Annotated in this window: 17 protein-coding genes and 1 riboswitch; of the genes, 10 read left to right on the forward strand and 7 right to left on the reverse strand. The window is 68.2% G+C overall.

Annotated features, from left to right (window positions below):
* Position 1: 1 nt before the first annotated feature.
* Entirely contained in the window at positions 2-907 is a 906-nt protein-coding gene (locus MKD50_RS10115; protein WP_115700360.1) for a MurR/RpiR family transcriptional regulator, read from the reverse strand.
* Positions 908-1,136: 229 nt separating this feature from the next.
* On the opposite strand from MKD50_RS10115, the gene MKD50_RS10120 reads away from it, so the two are divergent.
* The 3 genes from MKD50_RS10120 to MKD50_RS10130 are packed head-to-tail and all read left to right on the forward strand — an operon-like array spanning position 1,137 to position 4,050.
* Positions 1,137-2,405 carry an amino acid deaminase gene (locus MKD50_RS10120; RefSeq protein WP_252667046.1) on the forward strand — a complete coding sequence of 423 codons (1,269 nt, stop codon included), beginning with the start codon at positions 1,137-1,139 and terminating at the stop codon, positions 2,403-2,405.
* 13 nt (positions 2,406-2,418) lie between these two features.
* Positions 2,419-3,354, forward strand: coding sequence for a sugar kinase (locus MKD50_RS10125; RefSeq protein ID WP_252667047.1), 936 nt, complete (start codon positions 2,419-2,421; stop codon positions 3,352-3,354).
* A gap of 51 nt (positions 3,355-3,405) precedes the next feature.
* Complete coding sequence (locus MKD50_RS10130; RefSeq protein ID WP_252667048.1) at positions 3,406-4,050, forward strand: bifunctional 4-hydroxy-2-oxoglutarate aldolase/2-dehydro-3-deoxy-phosphogluconate aldolase; 645 nt, start codon at positions 3,406-3,408, stop codon at positions 4,048-4,050.
* Positions 4,051-4,134: 84 nt separating this feature from the next.
* On the opposite strand, the gene MKD50_RS10135 is transcribed toward MKD50_RS10130, so the two are convergent.
* From MKD50_RS10135 to MKD50_RS10145, 3 genes are all read right to left on the reverse strand, one after another.
* On the reverse strand, positions 4,135-4,266 hold the full coding sequence (locus MKD50_RS10135; protein ID WP_010814145.1) for an entericidin A/B family lipoprotein: 132 nt from the start codon (positions 4,264-4,266) through the stop codon (positions 4,135-4,137).
* A gap of 143 nt (positions 4,267-4,409) precedes the next feature.
* A complete protein-coding gene (locus MKD50_RS10140; RefSeq protein ID WP_252667049.1) occupies positions 4,410-5,726 on the reverse strand; it encodes a GGDEF domain-containing protein in 1,317 nt (438 codons plus the stop codon).
* A gap of 303 nt (positions 5,727-6,029) precedes the next feature.
* Entirely contained in the window at positions 6,030-7,343 is a 1,314-nt protein-coding gene (locus MKD50_RS10145) for a hemolysin family protein (RefSeq protein ID WP_115700369.1), read from the reverse strand.
* A 193-nt stretch (positions 7,344-7,536) separates the two neighbouring features.
* Between MKD50_RS10145 and MKD50_RS10150 the strand changes: the two genes are divergently transcribed.
* The gene (locus tag MKD50_RS10150) at positions 7,537-8,430 is read left to right on the forward strand and encodes a helix-turn-helix domain-containing protein (protein WP_115700370.1); all 894 of its coding nucleotides are present in this window, start codon (positions 7,537-7,539) and stop codon (positions 8,428-8,430) included.
* Here MKD50_RS10150 and MKD50_RS10155 read toward each other — a convergent pair.
* The gene (locus tag MKD50_RS10155; RefSeq protein ID WP_115700372.1) at positions 8,405-8,926 is read right to left on the reverse strand and encodes an acyloxyacyl hydrolase; all 522 of its coding nucleotides are present in this window, start codon (positions 8,924-8,926) and stop codon (positions 8,405-8,407) included. The two genes, MKD50_RS10150 and MKD50_RS10155, sit on opposite strands and share 26 nt — an antisense overlap.
* Before the next feature lie 356 nt (positions 8,927-9,282).
* A riboswitch (FMN riboswitch) is annotated at positions 9,283-9,441 on the forward strand.
* Between the two features lie 167 nt (positions 9,442-9,608).
* On the opposite strand from MKD50_RS10155, the gene ribB reads away from it, so the two are divergent.
* Together ribB and MKD50_RS10165 are read left to right on the forward strand one after the other, a co-directional pair.
* Positions 9,609-10,316, forward strand: coding sequence for a 3,4-dihydroxy-2-butanone-4-phosphate synthase (gene ribB / locus MKD50_RS10160; protein WP_252667050.1), 708 nt, complete (start codon positions 9,609-9,611; stop codon positions 10,314-10,316).
* Between the two features lie 106 nt (positions 10,317-10,422).
* Positions 10,423-11,010, forward strand: a complete 588-nt coding sequence (locus MKD50_RS10165) for a surface-adhesin E family protein (RefSeq protein WP_252667051.1) — start codon at positions 10,423-10,425, stop codon at positions 11,008-11,010.
* Between the two features lie 37 nt (positions 11,011-11,047).
* Here MKD50_RS10165 and MKD50_RS10170 read toward each other — a convergent pair whose 3' ends face one another.
* Entirely contained in the window at positions 11,048-11,473 is a 426-nt protein-coding gene (locus MKD50_RS10170; protein ID WP_115700378.1) for an RT0821/Lpp0805 family surface protein, read from the reverse strand.
* 199 nt (positions 11,474-11,672) lie between these two features.
* Here MKD50_RS10170 and MKD50_RS10175 point away from each other — a divergent pair, with 199 nt between their 5' ends.
* The 3 genes from MKD50_RS10175 to mdoH all read left to right on the forward strand — a co-directional run bounded on the left by MKD50_RS10175 (position 11,673) and on the right by mdoH (position 16,616).
* Positions 11,673-12,044 carry a hypothetical protein gene (locus tag MKD50_RS10175; protein WP_115700380.1) on the forward strand — a complete coding sequence of 124 codons (372 nt, stop codon included), beginning with the start codon at positions 11,673-11,675 and terminating at the stop codon, positions 12,042-12,044.
* Between the two features lie 367 nt (positions 12,045-12,411).
* Complete coding sequence (locus MKD50_RS10180; RefSeq protein ID WP_252667052.1) at positions 12,412-14,019, forward strand: glucan biosynthesis protein G; 1,608 nt, start codon at positions 12,412-12,414, stop codon at positions 14,017-14,019.
* Positions 13,992-16,616, forward strand: coding sequence for a glucans biosynthesis glucosyltransferase MdoH (gene mdoH / locus MKD50_RS10185; protein ID WP_252667053.1), 2,625 nt, complete (start codon positions 13,992-13,994; stop codon positions 16,614-16,616). Before MKD50_RS10180 ends, mdoH begins: the two co-directional genes overlap by 28 nt.
* Before the next feature lie 67 nt (positions 16,617-16,683).
* Here the strand turns inward: mdoH and MKD50_RS10190 are convergent, their stop codons facing one another.
* On the reverse strand, positions 16,684-17,271 hold the full coding sequence (locus MKD50_RS10190) for a hypothetical protein (RefSeq protein WP_252667054.1): 588 nt from the start codon (positions 17,269-17,271) through the stop codon (positions 16,684-16,686).
* Positions 17,272-17,653: 382 nt separating this feature from the next.
* Here MKD50_RS10190 and MKD50_RS10195 point away from each other — a divergent pair, with 382 nt between their 5' ends.
* Positions 17,654-18,877, forward strand: a complete 1,224-nt coding sequence (locus MKD50_RS10195; protein ID WP_240070619.1) for a Bcr/CflA family multidrug efflux MFS transporter — start codon at positions 17,654-17,656, stop codon at positions 18,875-18,877.
* Positions 18,878-18,891 lie beyond the last annotated feature (14 nt).

Genomic DNA, 18,891 nt, shown 5'->3' on the forward strand with positions numbered 1-18,891 from the left:
GTCAGTCTCCCAGCGGCTGGCGGCTGTCGGGGCCCTTGCCGGGGCCGCTGTCGCCGCGATGGCTGTCGAGCACGTACTTGAGCCGGCGCAGGCGCTCCTTGCTCTGGTCCGGCTGCAACAGTGCGCACTGCGTGGCCAGCACGTCCAGCACCATCAGCATGGCGTAGCGCGAGGCCGATGGCTTGAAAATGAAATCCGTCTCCAGCGTGCGCACCGGCAGCAGCACGTCGGCGCGCGCGGCCAGCGGCGATCCCAGCGCGGTCACGGCCACCAGGCGGGCGCCGTACTCGCGCGCGATATCGCAGCTGGCCAGCATCTCCGGCACGCGGCCGCTGGCCGAGAAGGCCAGCACCACGTCATCGCGGTCCAGCGTGGCCGCCACCATCTTCTGCAGCAGCGCATCCTGGTAGCTGGCCACCGGCAGGCCCAGCCGCGCCAGGCGGTGGCGCGCCTCATCGGCCAGGAACGACGAGCCCCCGCCCATGCCAAAAGCGTAGACCATGCGTGCGCCCAGCAACAGGCGCGCGGCCTGCTCGATGCGCTGCGTATCGAGCAGGCCGCGGTTAGCGTCCAGCGCGGCCAGGATGTCGGCATGGATGCTGTCGGCAAGCGTGGCAGGCGCGGCTTCAGCGGCGGGAACGTTGCCGGGCTGCAGGAAGCGCGCGCCCACCGCCGCCGCCTGGGCCAGGCGCAGCTTCAGGTCGCGCACGTCGCGGCAGCCGATGGCCTTGGCAAAGCGCGTCACGCTGGCCTCGCTGACGCCGGCCTGGCGGGCCAGCTCGTTGATGCTCGCCGCCGCCGCGCCGGCTAAATCTTCCAGCACCACCTGCGCCACCTTCTGCTCGGCCAGCCGCAGGGCGGGCCCGCGCTCGGCGATGCGGGTCAGGATGTCGAAGGGCGCGGTCATGTTCGGTAATGGGGGCGAAGTGGCGAAGCGGCTTCGAATCGTTATGTGACGAAATCTGCAGTCAGCGCGGGCAGGGGCTATAACAGTGACTGGTACCTGATGGTGAGAGCCCCTCCCGGCAGCGCACGGTTGCGGCCGCAGCCCGTTTGTTACTTTATAACAGGGATGAAATATCTTATTTTCAGGGCTATCATTACGTCAATCAGATTTTTTCAGGGTGATGACAGGCATGCGTGAAATAAAGTATCAGGCTGGTGTGATCGATCCGCTCAACAAGGCGCTGGGCCGGATGGAGGGACCGATCGCCCCGGATGCGGCCGGCCAGACCGGCTGGAACCTGTTGCAGGAAGAACTGAGCCTGCCGGCCGCAGTGCTCTATGAAGACCGGCTCTCGCACAACCTGGAGTGGATGCGCCGCTTCATGAACGAGTACGGCGTGCAGCTGGCGCCGCACGGCAAGACCACCATGGCGCCCAAACTGTTTGCCCGGCAACTCGGCGCCGGCGCGTGGGGCATCACCCTGGCCACCGCGCACCAGACCGCGGCGGCGCATGCGCACGGCGTCAAGCGCGTGCTGATGGCCAACCAGCTGGTCGGCCGCCGCAATATGGAAATCATCGCGGACCTGCTGCGCGATCCCGACTTTGAATTCTTCGCGCTGGTGGATTCGGCCGAGTTGGTCGACCAACTGGGCAAGTTCTTCAGTCAGCGTGGACAGACGCTGCAGGTGCTGCTCGAGCTGGGCGTCGAAGGCGGGCGCACCGGGGTGCGCGACGACGCGCAGCAGCAAGCCGTGCTCGACGCGCTGGCGCGCTGGCCCGACGCGTTATCGCTGGCCGGCGTGGAAATCTACGAGGGCGTGCTCAAGGAAGAAGCCGATATCCGCAAGTTCCTCCAGCGCACCGTCGCGGTGACGAAGCAACTGGCCGCGCAAGGCCGCTTCGGCCGCAGCCCGGTGGTGATGTCGGGCGCGGGCTCGGCCTGGTACGACGTGGTGGCCGAGGAATTCGCACGCACCGACATCGGCGCGCCGATCGACATCGTGCTGCGCCCCGGCTGCTACCTGACGCACGATGTGGGCATCTACCGCGCCGCGCAGCAGCGCATCCTGGCGAGCAACCCGGTCGCGCAGAAAATGCGCGAGGGTTTGCTGCCGGCGCTGCAGCTGTGGGCCTATGTCCAGTCGATTCCGGAACCCGACCGCGTCATCATCGGCATGGGCAAGCGCGATGCCGCCTTCGACGCCGGCATGCCGATCCCGGCGCGCCGCTACCGTCCCGGTGAAGAGGCGCCGGTGGACGTGCCCGCGCATTGGGAGGTCACCGGCATGATGGACCAGCATGCCTACCTGCAGGTCCGGCCGGGCGACGACATCCAGGTCGGCGACATGATCGCCTTCGATATCTCGCACCCGTGCCTGACCTTCGACAAGTGGCGCCATATCCCGGTGCTGGATCGCGACCTGCGCGTGATCGACATCGTCCAAACCTTTTTCTGAGGCAAACGGCCCCATGAGCATCGACATCCTGGCCTATGGCGAGCCGCTGGTCGAATTCAACCAGCAGCCGGACGATCCGTCGCGCTACCTGCAGGGCTTTGGCGGCGATACCTCCAACTTCTGCATTGCCGCTGCGCGCCAGGGCGCGAGCACCGGCTATATCTGCGCGGTCGGAGCCGATACCTTCGGCGAACGCCTGCGCGCATTATGGACGCAGGAGCGGGTCGACACGCGGCATGTGCACGTCGACGCCAGTGCTCCCACCGGTGTCTACTTTGTCTCGCACGACAGCCACGGCCATCGCTTCGACTACCTGCGCGAAGGCTCGGCCGCGAGTCGCTACCAGCATGAACAGCTGCCGCTCGGCGCCATCGCCGCGGCGCGCTACCTGCATCTGTCCGGCATCAGCCTCGCCATCAGCACCAGTGCGTGCGATGCCGGCCTGGATGCGATGGAGCATGCGCGCAAGGCCGGCACCAAGGTCACGCTGGACACCAACCTGCGGCTGCGCCTGTGGTCGCTGGCGCGCGCGCGCGGCATCATGCGCGAAGCGTTCCGGATGACCGACGTATGCCTGCCCAGCTGGGACGACATCACCGTGCTGACGGGGCTGGACGACCGCGACGCCATCGCCGACTACCTGCTCGGTTGCGGCATCGGCCTGGTCGCGCTGAAGCTGGGCGAGGAGGGTTCGTACATCGCCACGCCCGACTCCCGCAGCCTGGTGCCCGCCTATCCGGTCAAGCCGGTCGATGCCACGGGCGCGGGCGACTGCTTCGGCGGCAGCTTCGTCGCGCGGCTGGCGGCGGGCGCCGATCCGTTCGAGGCCGCGCGCTATGCCAACGTGGCGGCAGCGCTGTCGACCACCGGCTATGGCGCGGTGGCGCCGATTCCCGATGCGCAGACCGTGCTGGCGCGGCTGGCGCAGTCGGTATCGGTGATCGCCTGAGCCGCTGCCCGACCCTGATGTTTTCCTGAACCTACCTACCGCGAGATCGCCATGTCAAACCAGACTTCCCCGCTGCTTCAACGCCTTGCCGACGTGCCGGTGATCCCGGTGCTGGAATTCCACTCGGTCGACGAGGCCCTGCATGTCAGCGAGGCGCTGGTGACCGGTGGCTTGCCGCTGCTGGAGATCACGCTGCGCACCCCGGTGGCGCTGGAGGCGATCCGGGCCGTCGCCGCGGCGCTGCCGCAAGCCTGCGTAGGCGCCGGCACGGTGCTGAACGTCGAGCAACTGCACGCGGTGCGCGACGCGGGCGCACAGTTTGCGGTCTCGCCGGGCCTGACGCCAACGCTGGCCGCGGGCGCGCGAGGCGCGGGGATTTCGCTGCTGCCGGGCGTTGCCACCGCCAGCGAGGCCATGGCGGCGCTGGAAGCCGGCTTCACCTTCCTCAAGTTCTTCCCCGCGCAGGCCGCGGGCGGGGTACCGATGCTGAAGTCGCTGGGCGGGCCGCTGCCGCAACTGCGCTTCTGCCCGACCGGCGGCATCGATGCCGCGCTGGCGCCGTCCTACCTGGCGCTGCCAAACGTGGTGTGCGTGGGCGGGTCGTGGGTGGTGCCCAAGGATGCCGTTGCCGGTGGCGACTGGGGCCGCATCCGCGCGCTGGCGGAACAGGCCAGGGCCCTGCGCAACAAGCCCTGAGCCGGCGCGCAGCAAAGCAAAACTGCAAAGCAAAACGGCACGCCATCGGGCGTGCCGTTTTGCTGTCGATGCAGCCTGGCCGGCTTACTTGTGGCGGTCTGCCGAGCTTTCCAGCTTCTGGCCGCCACGCTGAATGTCCTGGCCGAGCCCCGCCATCGTGTTGCAACCGGCCAACAGAGTGGCAAACAAAACGCACCAGATCCAACCTTTCTTCACGCCGGGCTCCTTTCGATAGGGCTGAGAATCGAGCGATTCTCCGAGTTTGGGATTGACGCAGATTTTACCGCTGCTGCGCGCGGCTTTGATAGCCGGTATGTCGCAATTTGTAAATCGTGCAACCCCACGCACGGGGCTGCTGGTCAGTCCGGCGGCGCCAGCAAGGCGCGGGCGCGCTGCTGCATCGCCGCATGGGTCTGCAGCAGCCAGACGGCCGGAAACGGCTGCGCCAGCAGGTAGCCCTGCACGCTGTGGCAGCCCCAGGCGCGCACCGCTTCCAGCTGCTGGCGGGTTTCGATGCCCTTGGCGCAGACCGAGGCGCCGGCGCGCCGCGCCGCGCGGCAGGCTTCGCGCAGGCTGTCGGCACGGCGGCGGGCCTCGCGCGCATGGCCCAGGCCCCTTGCGTCCAGCGTGACGGCGTCCGGATGCAGCGCCGCCAGCGCCGCGCGGGAGGCCGGGCTGTCGTCGAAATCTCCCAGCGCCAGCTGCAGCCCGCGCCGGCGCAGCGCGGCAAAGCGGTCGATCAGTTCGGCGTCGGTCGGCACGGTGCTGGCCGGCAGTTCGATGCACAAGTGTTCTGGCGTGATGCCGCCCGCATTGAGCGCCTGCGCCAGGGCTTCGACCATTTGCGGGCGATGCAGTTGGGCGCTCGAGGCCAGCAGGGTGAACTGCAGCGGGGCGATGGTCTCGGCGGCACGGACCAGCGGCAGCACGCTTTCCAGCAGCCAGTTGCCGATGCGGCCGACCAGCCCGAGTGCTTCGACGCCGGGCAGGAAGTCCTGCGGCGCGACGCGGCCGAGCACCGGATGCTGCCAGCGCAGCCGCACCGTGTAGCCGTTGACGGCGGCGCCGGCAAGCTCGGCGCGCGGTTGCAGTTGCAGGCTCAGCTCGCCGCGCTGCAGTGCGTCGGGCAGCGCCGCCAGCAACGGGGCCGCGGGCGGGGACAGCGGCTTGTCGGCGCGCGCGAGGCCGGCGCCGCCCTGGCGGTTGACCCGCAGCATGGCGTCGAATGCCTGCTGCAGGCTGCGCTCGGCCGGAATGTCGGCATGGTCGTTAGCCACGCCGATGCTGCATGACAGATGCAGCTCGAAGCCGTCCAGCGCAAAAGGCCGGGACAGGTCGTCGGCCACGCGGCTGGCCACCTGGCCAGGGTCGGGCACGCCCGCGGGCAGCGCGGTGATGACCACCAGGTCGGCCGCGGCCATCCAGTGCATGAACACGGCCGGCGGCAGCAGGCAGGCAATGCGCGCCTGCACGATGCTGCGCAGCCTGGCGCAGCGGCCAGTCCCGAGGGTTTCACAAGCGTTGGCAAAGCGGTCCAGGCGGATGGCCAGGATCGCCGCCGGCGGACCGGCCTGGGCGCGGCGCGCGGCCAGCGCGCCTACCAGCGCGGACGGTTGCATCGCGCCACTGCCGCCACTGGCAGCGCTTTCGACGAGGTCGTCGGCATCAGGATCCATGCATGATCTGGCGGGCCGCCGGACATGGCTTGCGGCGCACGCGTCTCCCCGTGTCTGAAATGGTTCTTCGGCAGGCCGCCGGCCCGCTGCGGTCGCAGTCGTCGCCAGGGTGCAGCCATGCGTGCCGCGGCCGGCCGGGGCCGCGAAGCCCGATCATAAGCGAGGGGAAGGGGGAGGGGCGTTGCCGATTGCGCCAATGTGATTCGGCCGCAACTTCATTTGATTTGGATCAATGCCGCGCCATCCATCCAGCGAAGATACGATTGACGCCGCGGCGTGGCCGGTGGTGTCGGCCTGCGGGACTCAGCCGGTAGTTTCTTCCTCGGGCCCTTCCTGCGGCGGCAGGCGCTCGGCCAGCACCTTGTCGATGCGCTTGCCGTCCATGTCGACGATCTCGAAGCGCCAGTCCCCCCATTGCACCGTGTCGGCAATCTGGGGCAGGCGCCCCAGCAGCAACAGCAGCATGCCGGACAGCGTGTGGTAGCGCTCCTTTTCTTCTTCGGGCACCTGGCGCAGGCCGATGCGGTCTTTCAGCTCGGGGATCGGGATCAGGCCGTCGAGCAGCCACGAGCCGTCGTCGCGCTGTACCGCCCATTGCTCGCCGGCGGCCTCGGCCTTGAATTCGCCGGTGATGGCCTCGATCAGGTCCTGCAGCGTCACCAGGCCCAGCACCTCGCCGTATTCGTCGATGACAAAGGCGATCTGCCCGCCGGAGGCGCGGAAGTTTTCCAGCAGCTCCATGCCGGTCACGCTTTCCGGCACGAACACCGCGGGCTGGACCGCCGCCTGCAGGTCGGCTTCCTCGCCGCGCAGCCGGCGCGCCAGCAACTGGCGCGCGCTGACCACGCCGATGATGTCGTGCATGCCGCCACGCACCACCGGGAAGCGCGAGTGATCGGATTCCTCGATGCGGCGCAGGTTCTCGTCCATGGTGGCTTCCACATCCAGGTAGACCACGTCGCCGCGCGGCACCATCAGTGACGCCAGCTGGCGGTCATCCAGCCGGAACACATTGCGCACCATGGTGTGCTCATGCTGCTCGATCACCCCGGCTTCGGAGCCTTCTACCAGCAGCGCATGGATTTCTTCCTCGGTCACGCCGGGGCCGCGGTCCACCTGGGTGCCGAGCAGTCGCAGCACCAGCCGCGTGGAGCTCGACAACAGCTTGACGAAGGGAGTCGAGGCCACCGCCAGCCAGCCGATCGGCCGCGCCACCAGTCGCGCGATGGCCTCGGGCGCCATCTGGCCCAGGCGCTTGGGCACCAGTTCGCCCAGCACGATGGAAAAATAGGTCAGGCCGGCCACCACGATCGCGGTGGCTACATAGCCGGCGGTGCTTTGCGAGACGCCGAAACCCTGCAGCCACACGCCCAGCGGCTGCGCCAGCGTCGATTCGCCGACCACGCCATTGAGCACGCCGATCGAGGTGATGCCGATCTGCACGGTGGAGAGGAAACGGGTCGGGTCCTCGCCCAGCTTGGCCGCGGCAATGGCGCCGCGGTCGCCGTTCTCGATCTGGCGTTGCAGGCGTGCCTTGCGGGCTGTAACGAGTGCAATCTCGGACATCGCAAACAGGCCGTTCAGCAGAATCAGCGCCAGTAATATGGCAATTTCCATCAGGGTGCGCGCCCTCCGCGCGCCAGGTGTCTGAAAAGATCAAGCATACCATTCGCCTGTTACACAACATCGTCGCTGTGCTGCCCGCGCCGCACACAGTGGCACCTTTCCGGCCATCGAGTACGTCAATGAATCGCCGCGATTACCTGCAAGGTATTCGCTGCAAGGCCGCCGCCATGCTGTAATAGCCCGCATGGAAACGCTCACCCCTGCCTCCGAGGCCACTCTCGACTTCCCCGGACTGTTGCGCTACTGGCGCGGCAAGCGCGGCTACAGCCAGCTGGCGCTGTCGCTGGCCGCCGGGGTCTCGCAGCGCCACATCTCCTTCCTCGAGTCCGGGCGTGCCCGTCCCAGCCGCGAGATGGTGCTGGCGCTGGCCGAGCGCCTCGGCGTGCCGCTGCGCCAGCGCAACCGGCTGCTGCTGGCGAGCGGTTTCGCCCCGGCCTACAGCGAACATGCGCTGAGCGCGCCGCCGTTGCAGATGGTGCAGCAGGCGATCGCCCTGATCCTGGCCAAGCAGGAGCCGTACCCGGCCGTGGTACTGGACCGCTTCTGGAACCTGGTCGACGCCAATGCCGCCTACCGCCGCATGTTCGACACCTTGCTCGGCGGCCGCCCGCCGGCTTCGCTTGCCGACGCTCCGCACCGGATCAACCTGATGCTGACGGTGTTCGACCCCGACGGCCTGTGGCCGGTGATCGAAAACGCGCGCCAGGTCGGCCGCTACCTGTTGCGTCGTGTCTGGCAGGAGCTGCAGGTGCAGGCGCACGACCAGACCGCGCGCGCTCTGTTCGCGCGCATCGCCGACTGGCATCCGGACATGGTCGGCCCGGGCGGCGTGCTGCTGCCCGAGGATGACGGCAGCGACGGCCCGCCTCCGCCGTTGTTGCCGGTGGTGCTGCACGCGGGGGCGTTCCGCGCGTCGTTGTTCTCGACCCTGACCACGCTCGGCATTCCGCAGGACGTCACGCTGCAGGAACTGCGCATCGAATGCTTCTTCCCGGCCGACGACGCCACGCGAGTCCTGTTTGAAACGCAGGGCGGGGCGCACGACCGGCCGGTCAGAAGCGGTAGCGCAGGTAGATGACGTGGAAAGTGGTGCCAGGGTTGGGCTCCTTGATGCCACCATTGGACAGATGCTGGATGCGGTAGCCCGCGGCAAAGTTGCGGTCCTTGCCTAGCATCACGCCAAGGCCGGCGTATTCCGAGAACTGGAACGCGCTGGAGATCACGTGATCGTCGGAGGTGCGCGTGCCGCTCAGCAGCCGCGCGCCCACCGACAACTCCAGGAACGGCACCCAGGTGTGGCGCCACCAGGCGATCCGCGCTACCGGTGACGCGCCAAACTCCCACAGATCGTTCGGATTGTTGTTGCTGTCGCTGAGCCAGCGCGCCACGTTGACCTCCCATTGCAGGTCCACCTGCCAGCCCTGCGGGTTGCCCCACGCCAGGCCCGAATCCCACAGCATGGCGATCTCCGCCTTTTGCACGTGATGGCTGTCGTCGAAGCCATAGCCGAGCTGGATGGCAGGCGCCGCGCGCGCGGCTGTGCTCAGGCCGGCCAGTGCAAGCAGCGCCGCCATGGCGGCGCGGCGCGGCCGTTGCCAGCGCCGCACGGAGCAAGTCGGAAGGAGGGGGATGCAACTCGCATGGCTGTCTTGTCTGGCTTCTTGGTCTGGTCGGCGCATGGGAAGCACGCTGAAAAGATGCTGCGTTGTTGTCAGGCAAGCCATGGGAAAACCGGCGCTTGCAGCTCCCCGGCGCTGCCTCCTTACCCTATTTGTAGTACACGGGAAGGCACGTTGCCGAGGCCGAAGGTGGCCGGCGCAACGGCGTTGTCCGCAGCGGGATACGGGCTCGGGGCGCGGCGCGCAGTGACAAAGGACAATCGTGCTAACATGCGCGGGCCGGTGCCGGCCGCCTGGCCGGCCCGGTTACGTTACGTCTTCAGGGCGGGGTGGAAGTCCCCACCGGCGGTATGCCGCGACGCGCAGCGCGTGTCCGGCGAGCCCGCGAGCGCTCGCATTCCCGTGCGAGGTCAGCAGACCTGGTGAGAAGCCAGGGCCGACGGTCATAGTCCGGATGAAAGAAGATGGACGGAGCTTGCCTGCGTGGCCTGGCGCCTGCCTGGCCCCGTGGTTTGCCGAGCCTTGCGCGCGCAGGGCGCGGCGGTTTGCGCGCGTGCCCGCAGTTTGGCGTGCGGACCTTGCAGTTCCGTTGACCCTTCCCCTGGAACGCCCATTGATGCTGAACCAGGAGCGTTTCATGTCCAGCTTTTCCACCGAAGCCATTGCCCCCGCGCTGTCCGCGGATGCCAACCCCAGTGCCACTGTCGATACGATGACTGGCGCCGACCCGCGCGCGCTGGAGTTGCGCATCGAGCAGGCCCTCGAGGCCATGCGCGAGGGCCGGCCCGTAGTGCTGCTCGATGACGACGACCGCGAGAACGAGGCCGACCTGATCCTTGCCGCCGAGCGCCTGACCCAGGCCAACATGGCCATGATGATCCGTGAATGCAGCGGCATCGTATGCCTGTGCCTGCCGACGGACAAGGTGCGCCGCCTGGGCCTGCGGCCGATGGTCGAGCACAACCGCAGCCAGTACGGCACCGCCTTCACCGTGTCGATCGAGGCCCGCGAGGGCGTCAGCACGGGGGTCAGCGCGGCCGACCGGATCACCACCATCCGCGCGGCGATTGCCGAGGATGCCGGCACCGATGCCGTGGTCAGCCCCGGCCACGTGTTCCCACTGGTGGCGCGCGATGGCGGCGTGCTCGAGCGCCGCGGCCATACCGAAGGTTCAGTCGACCTCGCGCGCATGGCGGGGCTGTCGCCCGCCGCGGTGCTGTGCGAGCTGATGAATCCGGATGGCACCATGGCGCGGCGTGCGCAAGCGCTGGCCTTTGCCGGGATGTACCGCTTGCCGGTGCTGACCATCGAAGACCTGGTCGCCTGGCGGCGCCTGCACGGCTGACGATTGATTCCGGGATGCATGGATCAGGGCGTGCCCGCGCGCCGCAATGCATGCATCCTGTGCGACAATGCGCATCGCTTTTTCCCGTCTACATGAGGGTAATTCCATGATGTTCCGCATGTTTCGACACGCAGCCGCGCTGGCCGGCTGCGTGTTCGGCCTGGCCCTGGCGCAGGCGCACGCCGATGACGGCGCCGCGCCGGGCGCTGACGTAGCGCCCGCCTCTGTGTCCCGCCCGGCCGCTGCCGCCGGCCTCTACGAGTGCCAGGTCGCTGGCACCGGTACCGTGTTCCGTTCGACGCCCAGGGAAGGTTGCCGCCTGGTGGCCGCGCCCGATCCCGGCGCGCCCGATCCGCAGCGCTGGTTGCCGCTGATGGGCGCCAACGGCGTGATTTCCTATTTCGATCAGTCGGCGGTGCGCCGCCAGGGCACGCAGGTTGGCGTGGTGGTGATGCGCAACTCGCCGTCGGGCGTGATTCGCACCGCCAGCGGCGAACCGATCCGTTCCTCGCTCAAGCGCATGGTGCTGAACTGTGCCACGTCGATGTTTGCCGTGGTCGAGCAGACCCTTTACAGCAAGCGCTTTGCGCGCGGGGAATCGCTCTATACCATCCGCGCGCCGCGATCCGGCACCTTCCAGGTGGCCGGCCCCGGCACCATCGCCGGGGAACTGCTGCGCAAGCTGTGCCGCTAGGCCGGAGCCGCGCAGGCACAGCCTGCTGCAGCCTGGCTTATTCGCCCACGTGGCGCGACTTCCATTGTCCGTTGGACTGCTTGCAGAACCAGCCGCTCCAGTGCTCTTCGGCACTGCCGCGCTTGAGGTCTGACTTCAGGCGCCGGCACGGCTGGCCCTTGTCGGTCTTGCTCTCGACCGGGGTGATGGTGCCGTCGATCTGCTGACGCCGTCCCGCGGCCGGAAAGGTCCACGCCACCGACTGGCCATCGGCCGTATCGTTCAGCGCAGTGCGCACCGACTTGGCCAGCGACGCGCCTTCCTTGTCATTGAGCGTGCCGATGATGGTGCCGCTCAGGTAGTTGTCGAAGTACGCATGCGCCGGCGCGGCGCAGAGCAGCACGGCCCCCAGCGCGCCCGCAAGTGCGGCACGCAGGGCGGGGCGGGCGAGGCTGCCGGAGAGTGAGGTTTGCCGAGTCAGCATGACGGTTCCTTGTAGCTACATGGTGGCGTTCGAGTGGCATTGTAAGCGCAATGCGCGGCGGTGACCGCGCTTGCCGATGCGCCTCGCCAATCGCCGCCACCGGGCCGCGGTTGACACCTGCGTGCCCCTGACCTAGCGTTGATTTCTGTCCCATCGTGCCGCTGCACGACGGGCGTCCAGTCCTGCGAAAGGAGATCCCATGACGCTGCGCTATCTCACAATCGGCCTGGCCGTCGCCTGCGCCTTCGGCACGGTGCACGCCCAGACCGCGGGCAAGGCCGACCAGTTCAGTCCGTACACCGACGGTGCCAAGCAGGACAAGTTCAATCCCTACACCGACGGGGCGAAGCAGGACAAGTTCAGCCCGTACACCGACGGCGCAAAAAGCGACAACGTGACCGCGCTGAACCCGGGCGCCAGGCCCGACCAGATGGAACCGATCCAGGGTGGCGCGCAGAAATCGTTCGACTCGTTCAGCCAGGGCGGCATGAACAGCGGCAAGTTCGATCCCTATTCCGAAGGCGCCAAGAGCGGCAAGTTTGATCCCTACAGCGAAGGCGCCAAAAAGTAACAGTGTATTAAACGGGCCGGACACGTTCCGGCCCGCATCGGTGCGCGACCGGGGCCGCCGATCGGGGCTGACCGTGCCGAGGCTCGCGGCGATGTGACCTGATCGCCCGCAAAGCCATGCGTGGAGCGGCTTTCGGGCTACGTGGCCAACATTTTGTTTCAAACCTTGCGTGATCGAAACGTGACTTTCGCGTCTCGAATTGCTATGGTTTATTGCGCATCGCAACAACCCGGACACGGTGCCCCGCGGGCAACCTGCCCCGCGTCAGGGCCTCGCCACTCGGCGCCGGGCTTATCTCTTGCCGTGTCCTTCATCGTTCAGGCCGCCGATGCCGGCCACTCCGATTCAACCGCTCACCCTGGCATACATGTCACAGATCGCCACGCCACGAATAGCCGTACCGTTTACCTTGCCCGCCGCCGGGCCGGGGGCCCGCTGCCGCGCCGTCCGCGCTGCGCGCGCCGGGACACGGATCGCGGCCTGGCTCGGTGGCGGGGCGCTGGCGCTGTGTGCGATGGCGGCCCATGCGTTCGACTTCGACACCGTCGCCGCGCGCGCGCGTCAGCTGGCGGCGTCGCCTTACAAGGCGCCGGCACAGAACCTGCCGCGCGAGTTGCGCGAGCTGACCTACGAGCGCTACCGCGAGATCGAGTACAAGCCCGAGCGCTTCGCCTGGCGCGGCACGCGTTCGCCGTTCGAGCTGTCGTTCTTCCACGAGGGCATGGTGTTCGATCAGCCCGTGCGCATCCATGAAGTGGTGGGCAACAGCGTGCGCGAATTCCGCTTCGACCCCTCCGCGTTCAACTACGGCCCGCACAAGGTCGATGCCGCCAAGCTGAAAGGGCTGGGCTACGCCGGCTTCCGCATCCTGTATCCGCTGAACCAGGGCAAGCGCAAGGACGAACTGGCGTCGTTCCTGGGCGCCAGCTACTTCCGCGCGCTCGGCAAGGACCAGTGGTACGGGCTCTCGGCGCGCGGCCTGGCGGTGGATACCGCGCTCAACTCGGGCGAGGAATTCCCGCGTTTCGTCGAATACTGGATCGAACGCCCAGGCGCCAATGCCAGGGAAATCACCATCTATGCGCTGATGGATTCGCGCCGCATGAGCGGGGCGTACCGCTTCACCATCAAGCCCGGCGCGGAGACCGCGATGGAGGTCAAGTCGCGCCTCTACCTGCGCGAGAACGTGACCAAGCTTGGCCTGGCGCCGCTGACCAGCATGTATTTGTTCGGCGAGAATCAGCCGGCGCCGGCGCAGGATTTCCGGCCGGAGGTGCATGACTCGGACGGCCTGTCGATCCACCTCGGCACCGGCGAGTGGGTCTGGCGTCCGCTGGTCAATCCCAAGCGGCTGCTGGTGACGTCGTTTGCCGCGACCAATCCGCAGGGCTTCGGGCTGATGCAGCGCGACCGCAGCTTCAACAGCTACCAGGAGATCGGCGCGTGGTATGAGCGCCGGCCCAGCGGCTGGGTGCAGCCGCGTGGCAACTGGGGCTCGGGCCGGGTGGAACTGGTGCAGATCCCGACGCCGGACGAGACCAACGACAACATCGTCGCGTACTGGGTGCCCGACAACCCGCCCAGGCCGAAGCAGGCCTTCGATTATGAATACCGCCTGCTGTGGCAGAAGGACGGCGAACAAGAGCCGCCGCTGTCGTGGGTGACCCAGACCCGCCTGGGCCAGGGCCAGACCCGCAGCAAGGAGGATACGAGCTTTTCGCTGGTGGTGGACTTCGAAGGCCCGGCCTTCCGCAGGCTGCCGGCGGACGTGCGCATCGACCCGGTGGTTTCGGCCGATGCCAACGGCGAGCTGTTGAAGACGTCGGTGCAGCGCAATGACGCGACCGGCGGCTGGCGCATGACCATGCTGATGCGCCGCAAGGACGAAACCAAGCCGGTAGAGTTGCGCGGCTATCTTCGCAACGGCAATACAACCCTGTCCGAGACGTGGAGCTACATCTTACCCCCCGCCTAAAGCAGCGACCGGCCCAGGCGGCGGCATGCGAGCGCTATCTCGATCGCCTGCCCGTATCGCCTGAAGTGCGCAGCGAACTGCTGGCCGACAGCGCCGGCATGGCCGCCGCGGCGGCACCCGCCACGCCGCTGGCTTCGGTGACGCCGGTGATCCCGGTCACGGCCGATGGCCGCGACGCGCAGGAAGCGATCACGCGCCTGCAGTCGCGCCTGGCCGGCAAGGAAGCGCCGCCGGCGCACGGCAGCAGCGCCTACGCCTCGGTGCAGCGTCGTTTCGCCATGGCCTACGGCAATCCGCAGGTCGGCGGCGCGCCGCTGCTGCGCCGGCGCGAAGACGGCACCGTGAAGGCCGACACCGGCCCCGCGCCCGAGCGCAGCTCGATGGTGCCGCGCCAGTGGCCGCCGCATATCGTCACCGGCTGGCTGCGCAACACGTGGCGCCGCATGCTGGGCCGCCCGGCGGTGCCCGAAACCTGGGACACCCTGCACGACGGGCCCGATGCCGAAGGCAAATGGCACCCCGCCGGCTCGCACCGGCGCTGGGTGCTGCTGGCGCTGGTCGCGCTCCAGACCGTGCTGGCCACGTACTTCATGACCAACGTGCTGCCGTACCACGGTGCCGATCCGCTCGAGATTGCCATCCTGGTGCTGTTCGCCATCCTGTTCTCGTGGGTGTCGGCCGGCTTCTGGACCGCGATGATGGGCTTCCTGGTGCTGGCCAAGGGCGGCGACAAGCATCTGATCTCGCGCTCGGCGGTGCCGGACCGGCCCGACGCGCCGATCGCGGCCGAGGCCCGCACCGCGATCATCATGCCGATCTGCAATGAAGACGTGACGCGCGTCTTCGCGGGCTTGCGCGCCACCTATGAATCGCTGTCGCGCACGCCGCACCTGTCCAACTTCGATTTCATCGTGCTGTCGGACAGCGGCAATCCGGACTTGCGCACCGCCGAGCACGATGCCTGGATGGAACTGTGCCGGGCCGTCGGCGGCTTCGGCCGCATCTTTTATCGCTGGCGCCGTCATCGGGTGAAGCGCAAGACCGGCAACGTGGCCGATTTCTGCCGCCGCTGGGGCAGCAAGTACCGCTACATGGTGGTGCTCGACGCCGACAGCGTGATGAGCGGCGACTGCCTGGCCACGCTGGTGCGGCTGATGGAAGCCAACCCCGGCGCCGGCATCATCCAGACCGCGCCGCTCGCGGTGGGCCGCGAAACGCTGTATGCGCGCGTGCAGCAGTTCGCCACCCGCGTATACGGGCCGCTGTTCACCGCCGGGCTGCACTACTGGCAGCTGGGCGAGTCGCACTACTGGGGCCACAACGCCATCATCCGCGTCAAGCCGTTCATCGAACACTGCGCGCTGGCGCCGCTGCCCGGCCGCGGACCGCTGTCGGGCGAGATCCTGTCGCACGACTTTGTCGAGGCCGCGCTGATGCGCCGTGCCGGCTGGGGCGTGTGGATCGCCTACGACCTCGAGGGCTCGTACGAAGAACTGCCGCCCAACCTGCTGGACGAGGTCAAGCGCGACCGCCGCTGGTGCCAGGGCAACCTGATGAACTTCCGGCTGTGGCTCAAGCAGGGCTTCCACGTGGTGCACCGCGCGGTGTTCCTGACCGGGATCATGGCGTACCTGTCGGCGCCGCTGTGGTTGCTGTTCCTGCTGCTGTCGACGGCAATGCTGGCCAAGCACGCGCTGGTGCCGCCGGAATACTTCACGCAGCAGTACCAGCTGTTCCCGACCTGGCCCGAATGGCATCCGGAAAAGGCGCTGGCGCTGTTCTCGGCCACGGCCACGCTGCTGTTCCTGCCCAAGCTCGCCAGCGTGGCGCTGCTGATGAAGCAAGCGCGGCGCTACGGCGGCGCGGTGCAACTCTTTGCCAGCATGCTGATCGAGGTATTGCTGTCGGCGCTGCTGGCGCCCACGCGCATGCTGTTCCATACCAAGTTCGTGGTCGCGGCGTACAGCGGCTGGGGCATCTCGTGGAAATCGCCGCCGCGTGAAGACGCCCAGACCACCTGGGGCGAAGCCTTCCGCCGCCACGGCTGGCATACCGCGCTGGGGCTGGCGTGGGGCGGGCTGGTGTACTGGCTGAACCCGTCCTATGTGCTGTGGCTGCTGCCGATCGTCGGCTCGCTGGCGCTGTCGATCCCGCTGTCGGTGATGCTGTCGCGGGTCTCGCTGGGCCGCGCTTCGCGCAACGCGGGGCTGTTCATGATCCCGGAGGAGACGCTGGTGCCGCGCGAGATCGTCGAAACCCAGCAGCATGTCGAAAATGCCGCCGAAACGCCCAACTTCGTCGACGCCGTGGTGGATCCGGTCACCAACGCGCTGATGTGCGCCACCGCGACGCCGCGCGTGGTGCAGCCGGAATCGGCGCGCAAGCGCCACGAGAGCCTGGTCGAGCATGCGCTGACGCACGGCCCGCGCGCGCTCACGCCGGCGCAGAAGCACGTGCTGCTGGGCAACCCGTTCGCGCTGGCGCGCTTGCATGAACTGGTGTGGGGCTCGCCGCTGGCCGACGCCGGCTGGAAGGACACCCGCATGCTGGTGCGGCGCGCCGCCAACGTGGTGCCGCTGCGCCCGCGCGCCGCCTAAGGCGCGTTGCGTGAAACAAAAAACGGCCCGCACCAGCGGGCCGTTTTTGTTGGCACCGGCGCGCAGGTCAGCGCAACGCGGCGCTGCAGATCGGGCCGTTGATATAGACGTCGCCGATGCGGCGCTCGCCACGGTCCTTGCGGGTCATGTAGCGGAACAGCATGCTGACGCCGAGCTTGGTCAGGATCTCGACATCGCGGTTGGCGCAGATATTGCGCTGCAGCGGCGCGGCGTAGTTGACCTCGAAGCTGGCCAGGTCCAGCATCGGCCCGCGGTAGTTGGTCAGTTCCAGCTGGAACAGCACGTGTTTGCCCGGAACCGACTGGCAGCGGCGCAGGCGGGTCTCGCCGTCGATCTCGATCGGCAGGGCATCGTTGAGCTGGCGGCAGGCGCGCGCCAGCACGTTGTCGGGGCGGGTGGCGTTGCGCAGCAGTTCGGGCACGCCGGCGGCGCCGGTGTTCTGGCCGGTGGCCGCGCCCTTGAGCATGCGCGCCACCGGGTCGGCTTCATCGGCCGCGGGCACCAGCAACGGGACGCTGGCACTGCGCAACTGCGCCGGCGCCGCCTTGCCCGTCCGGGGCAGCGGCAGCAGCAGCACGACCACGAAAGCGGCAGTGCCTAGCGAAGCGGAAAGCGGCGTTTGTCGTGTTCTCATGCAGGCTAATGTTGCGGGGACCTGTACTGTCGTCCCTCTCTGCGAGGCCGACGGCGAGTCTTACGCCGACAGGCTGGCATTGTACCCTCCACCCCGGCGCGCATGAAAGTCGCGCCCCGCCAGCGTCGTAGCATTGCCGCCATGCCATGCCCATGAACACCAGGGCGTGTTACCACTATTCACCAATCCTGCGAGGTTTGCCAGCTTTGCCGAACCCGACTCCGGCGATGGCGACCTCGCAGGCCGGCATTTCTGCGCCAACCGACGCATGCCAACGTCGCCGCCTGCGCGGCTGCATTGGTTATGTTGTGCAACAATTGCGTCTTTCCCCTGGGCTGCCCGTGCCGCACGGCAGCGCCATCGCCCTCGGATACTGTCCTCCATGCCTCATTCACAAAGCGCCGCGCCGACGCCGCGTTTCCCTGCCTGGCTGCTGATCTGCGGCTCGCTGATGGCGATCGCGCCGCTGTCGATCGACATGTACCTGCCGAGTTTCCCAACGCTCGCGGGCGACCTTGGCGTCGACATCGGGCAGGTCCAGCTGACGCTGGGCACCTTCCTGGTCGGGCTGGCGATCGGACAGGCCTTCTATGGTCCCTTCAGCGACCGCTTCGGGCGCAAGCCGCCGCTCTATGTCGGGCTATGTCTTTACGTCATTGCCGCGGTGGGCTGCGCGCTGGCGCGCAACGTGGAATCGCTGATGCTATGGCGTTTCCTGCAGGCGCTGGGGGGCTGCGCCGGCATGGTGATGGCCCGGGCGGTGATCCGCGACCGGCTCGAGGCGCATGAATCGGCGCGGGCGTTTTCCTCGCTGATGCTGGTGATGGGGGTTGCGCCGATCCTGGCACCGATCGTCGGCGGCGCGGTGCTGACCGTATCGGGCTGGCGCGCCATCTTCTGGGTGCTGGCGGGGGCCGGCCTGCTGATCCTGCTGCTGGTCCACCTGCGCATGGAGGAATCGCTGGACCGCGGCCATGTAGCGCCGCTGCGGCTCGGCACCGTCGCCCGCAGCTACGCGGAACTGCTGCGCGATCGGGAATTCCTGGGTTATTCGCTGTCGGCCGGCTTCGGCTCGGCGGGCATGTTTGCGTATATCTCGGGCTCGCCCTTTGTGCTGATCGAACTGCACGGCATCGCGCCGTCGCACTACGGCTTTGTGTTCGGCGCCAATGCGCTCGGGCTGATCACGATGTCGCAGCTCAATGCCCGGCTGGTGCGCGGGCGTTCGCTCGACCAGGTGCTGGGGGCCACGCTGCTGGCGGCGCTGGCGGCGGGGCTGGTGCTGGCGCTGGCCGCGCTGGCGGGGATGGCGGTGCTGCCGGTGCTGCTGGGCGGGTTCTTCGTGTTTATCGGTGCGCTGGGCTGCGTCTCGCCGAACGCTTCGGCGCTGGCGCTGGCGCACCAAGGGCATCGCGCCGGCACGGCTTCGGCGCTGATGGGCACGCTGCAGTTTTCGCTCGGCACGCTCGGCGGCGCCGCGGTCAGCGTGTGGCGCGACGGCAGCGCGCTGCCGCTGGGCGTGGTGATGGCGGCCTGCGGCGCCGGCGCGGTGCTGATGCGCCATTACGGGCGCTCGGGCGCTCGCACGCGCCCGGGCACCCGCTGAAACCGCCGCCGCGC

This window comes from Cupriavidus mimosae (genome assembly GCF_023952485.1).
GTDB classification, from domain to species: Bacteria; Pseudomonadota; Gammaproteobacteria; order Burkholderiales; family Burkholderiaceae; genus Cupriavidus; species Cupriavidus taiwanensis_C.

Excerpts from the sequence above, each read along its gene's own strand:
- MKD50_RS10170 (WP_115700378.1), bottom strand. The coding sequence starts at position 11,473 with ATGCTGACTCGGCAAACCTCACTCTCCGGCAGCCTCGCCCGCCCCGCC.
- MKD50_RS10175 (WP_115700380.1), top strand. The coding sequence starts at position 11,673 with ATGACGCTGCGCTATCTCACAATCGGCCTGGCCGTCGCCTGCGCCTTC.
- MKD50_RS10130 (WP_252667048.1), top strand. The coding sequence starts at position 3,406 with ATGTCAAACCAGACTTCCCCGCTGCTTCAACGCCTTGCCGACGTGCCG.
- MKD50_RS10190 (WP_252667054.1), bottom strand. The coding sequence starts at position 17,271 with ATGAGAACACGACAAACGCCGCTTTCCGCTTCGCTAGGCACTGCCGCT.
- MKD50_RS10195 (WP_240070619.1), top strand. The coding sequence starts at position 17,654 with ATGCCTCATTCACAAAGCGCCGCGCCGACGCCGCGTTTCCCTGCCTGG.
- MKD50_RS10180 (WP_252667052.1), top strand. The coding sequence starts at position 12,412 with ATGTCACAGATCGCCACGCCACGAATAGCCGTACCGTTTACCTTGCCC.
- MKD50_RS10165 (WP_252667051.1), top strand. The coding sequence starts at position 10,423 with ATGATGTTCCGCATGTTTCGACACGCAGCCGCGCTGGCCGGCTGCGTG.
- MKD50_RS10115 (WP_115700360.1), bottom strand. The coding sequence starts at position 907 with ATGACCGCGCCCTTCGACATCCTGACCCGCATCGCCGAGCGCGGGCCC.
- MKD50_RS10125 (WP_252667047.1), top strand. The coding sequence starts at position 2,419 with ATGAGCATCGACATCCTGGCCTATGGCGAGCCGCTGGTCGAATTCAAC.
- MKD50_RS10150 (WP_115700370.1), top strand. The coding sequence starts at position 7,537 with ATGGAAACGCTCACCCCTGCCTCCGAGGCCACTCTCGACTTCCCCGGA.
- MKD50_RS10145 (WP_115700369.1), bottom strand. The coding sequence starts at position 7,343 with ATGGAAATTGCCATATTACTGGCGCTGATTCTGCTGAACGGCCTGTTT.
- MKD50_RS10120 (WP_252667046.1), top strand. The coding sequence starts at position 1,137 with ATGCGTGAAATAAAGTATCAGGCTGGTGTGATCGATCCGCTCAACAAG.
- MKD50_RS10140 (WP_252667049.1), bottom strand. The coding sequence starts at position 5,726 with ATGGATCCTGATGCCGACGACCTCGTCGAAAGCGCTGCCAGTGGCGGC.
- MKD50_RS10155 (WP_115700372.1), bottom strand. The coding sequence starts at position 8,926 with ATGGCGGCGCTGCTTGCACTGGCCGGCCTGAGCACAGCCGCGCGCGCG.
- ribB (WP_252667050.1), top strand. The coding sequence starts at position 9,609 with ATGTCCAGCTTTTCCACCGAAGCCATTGCCCCCGCGCTGTCCGCGGAT.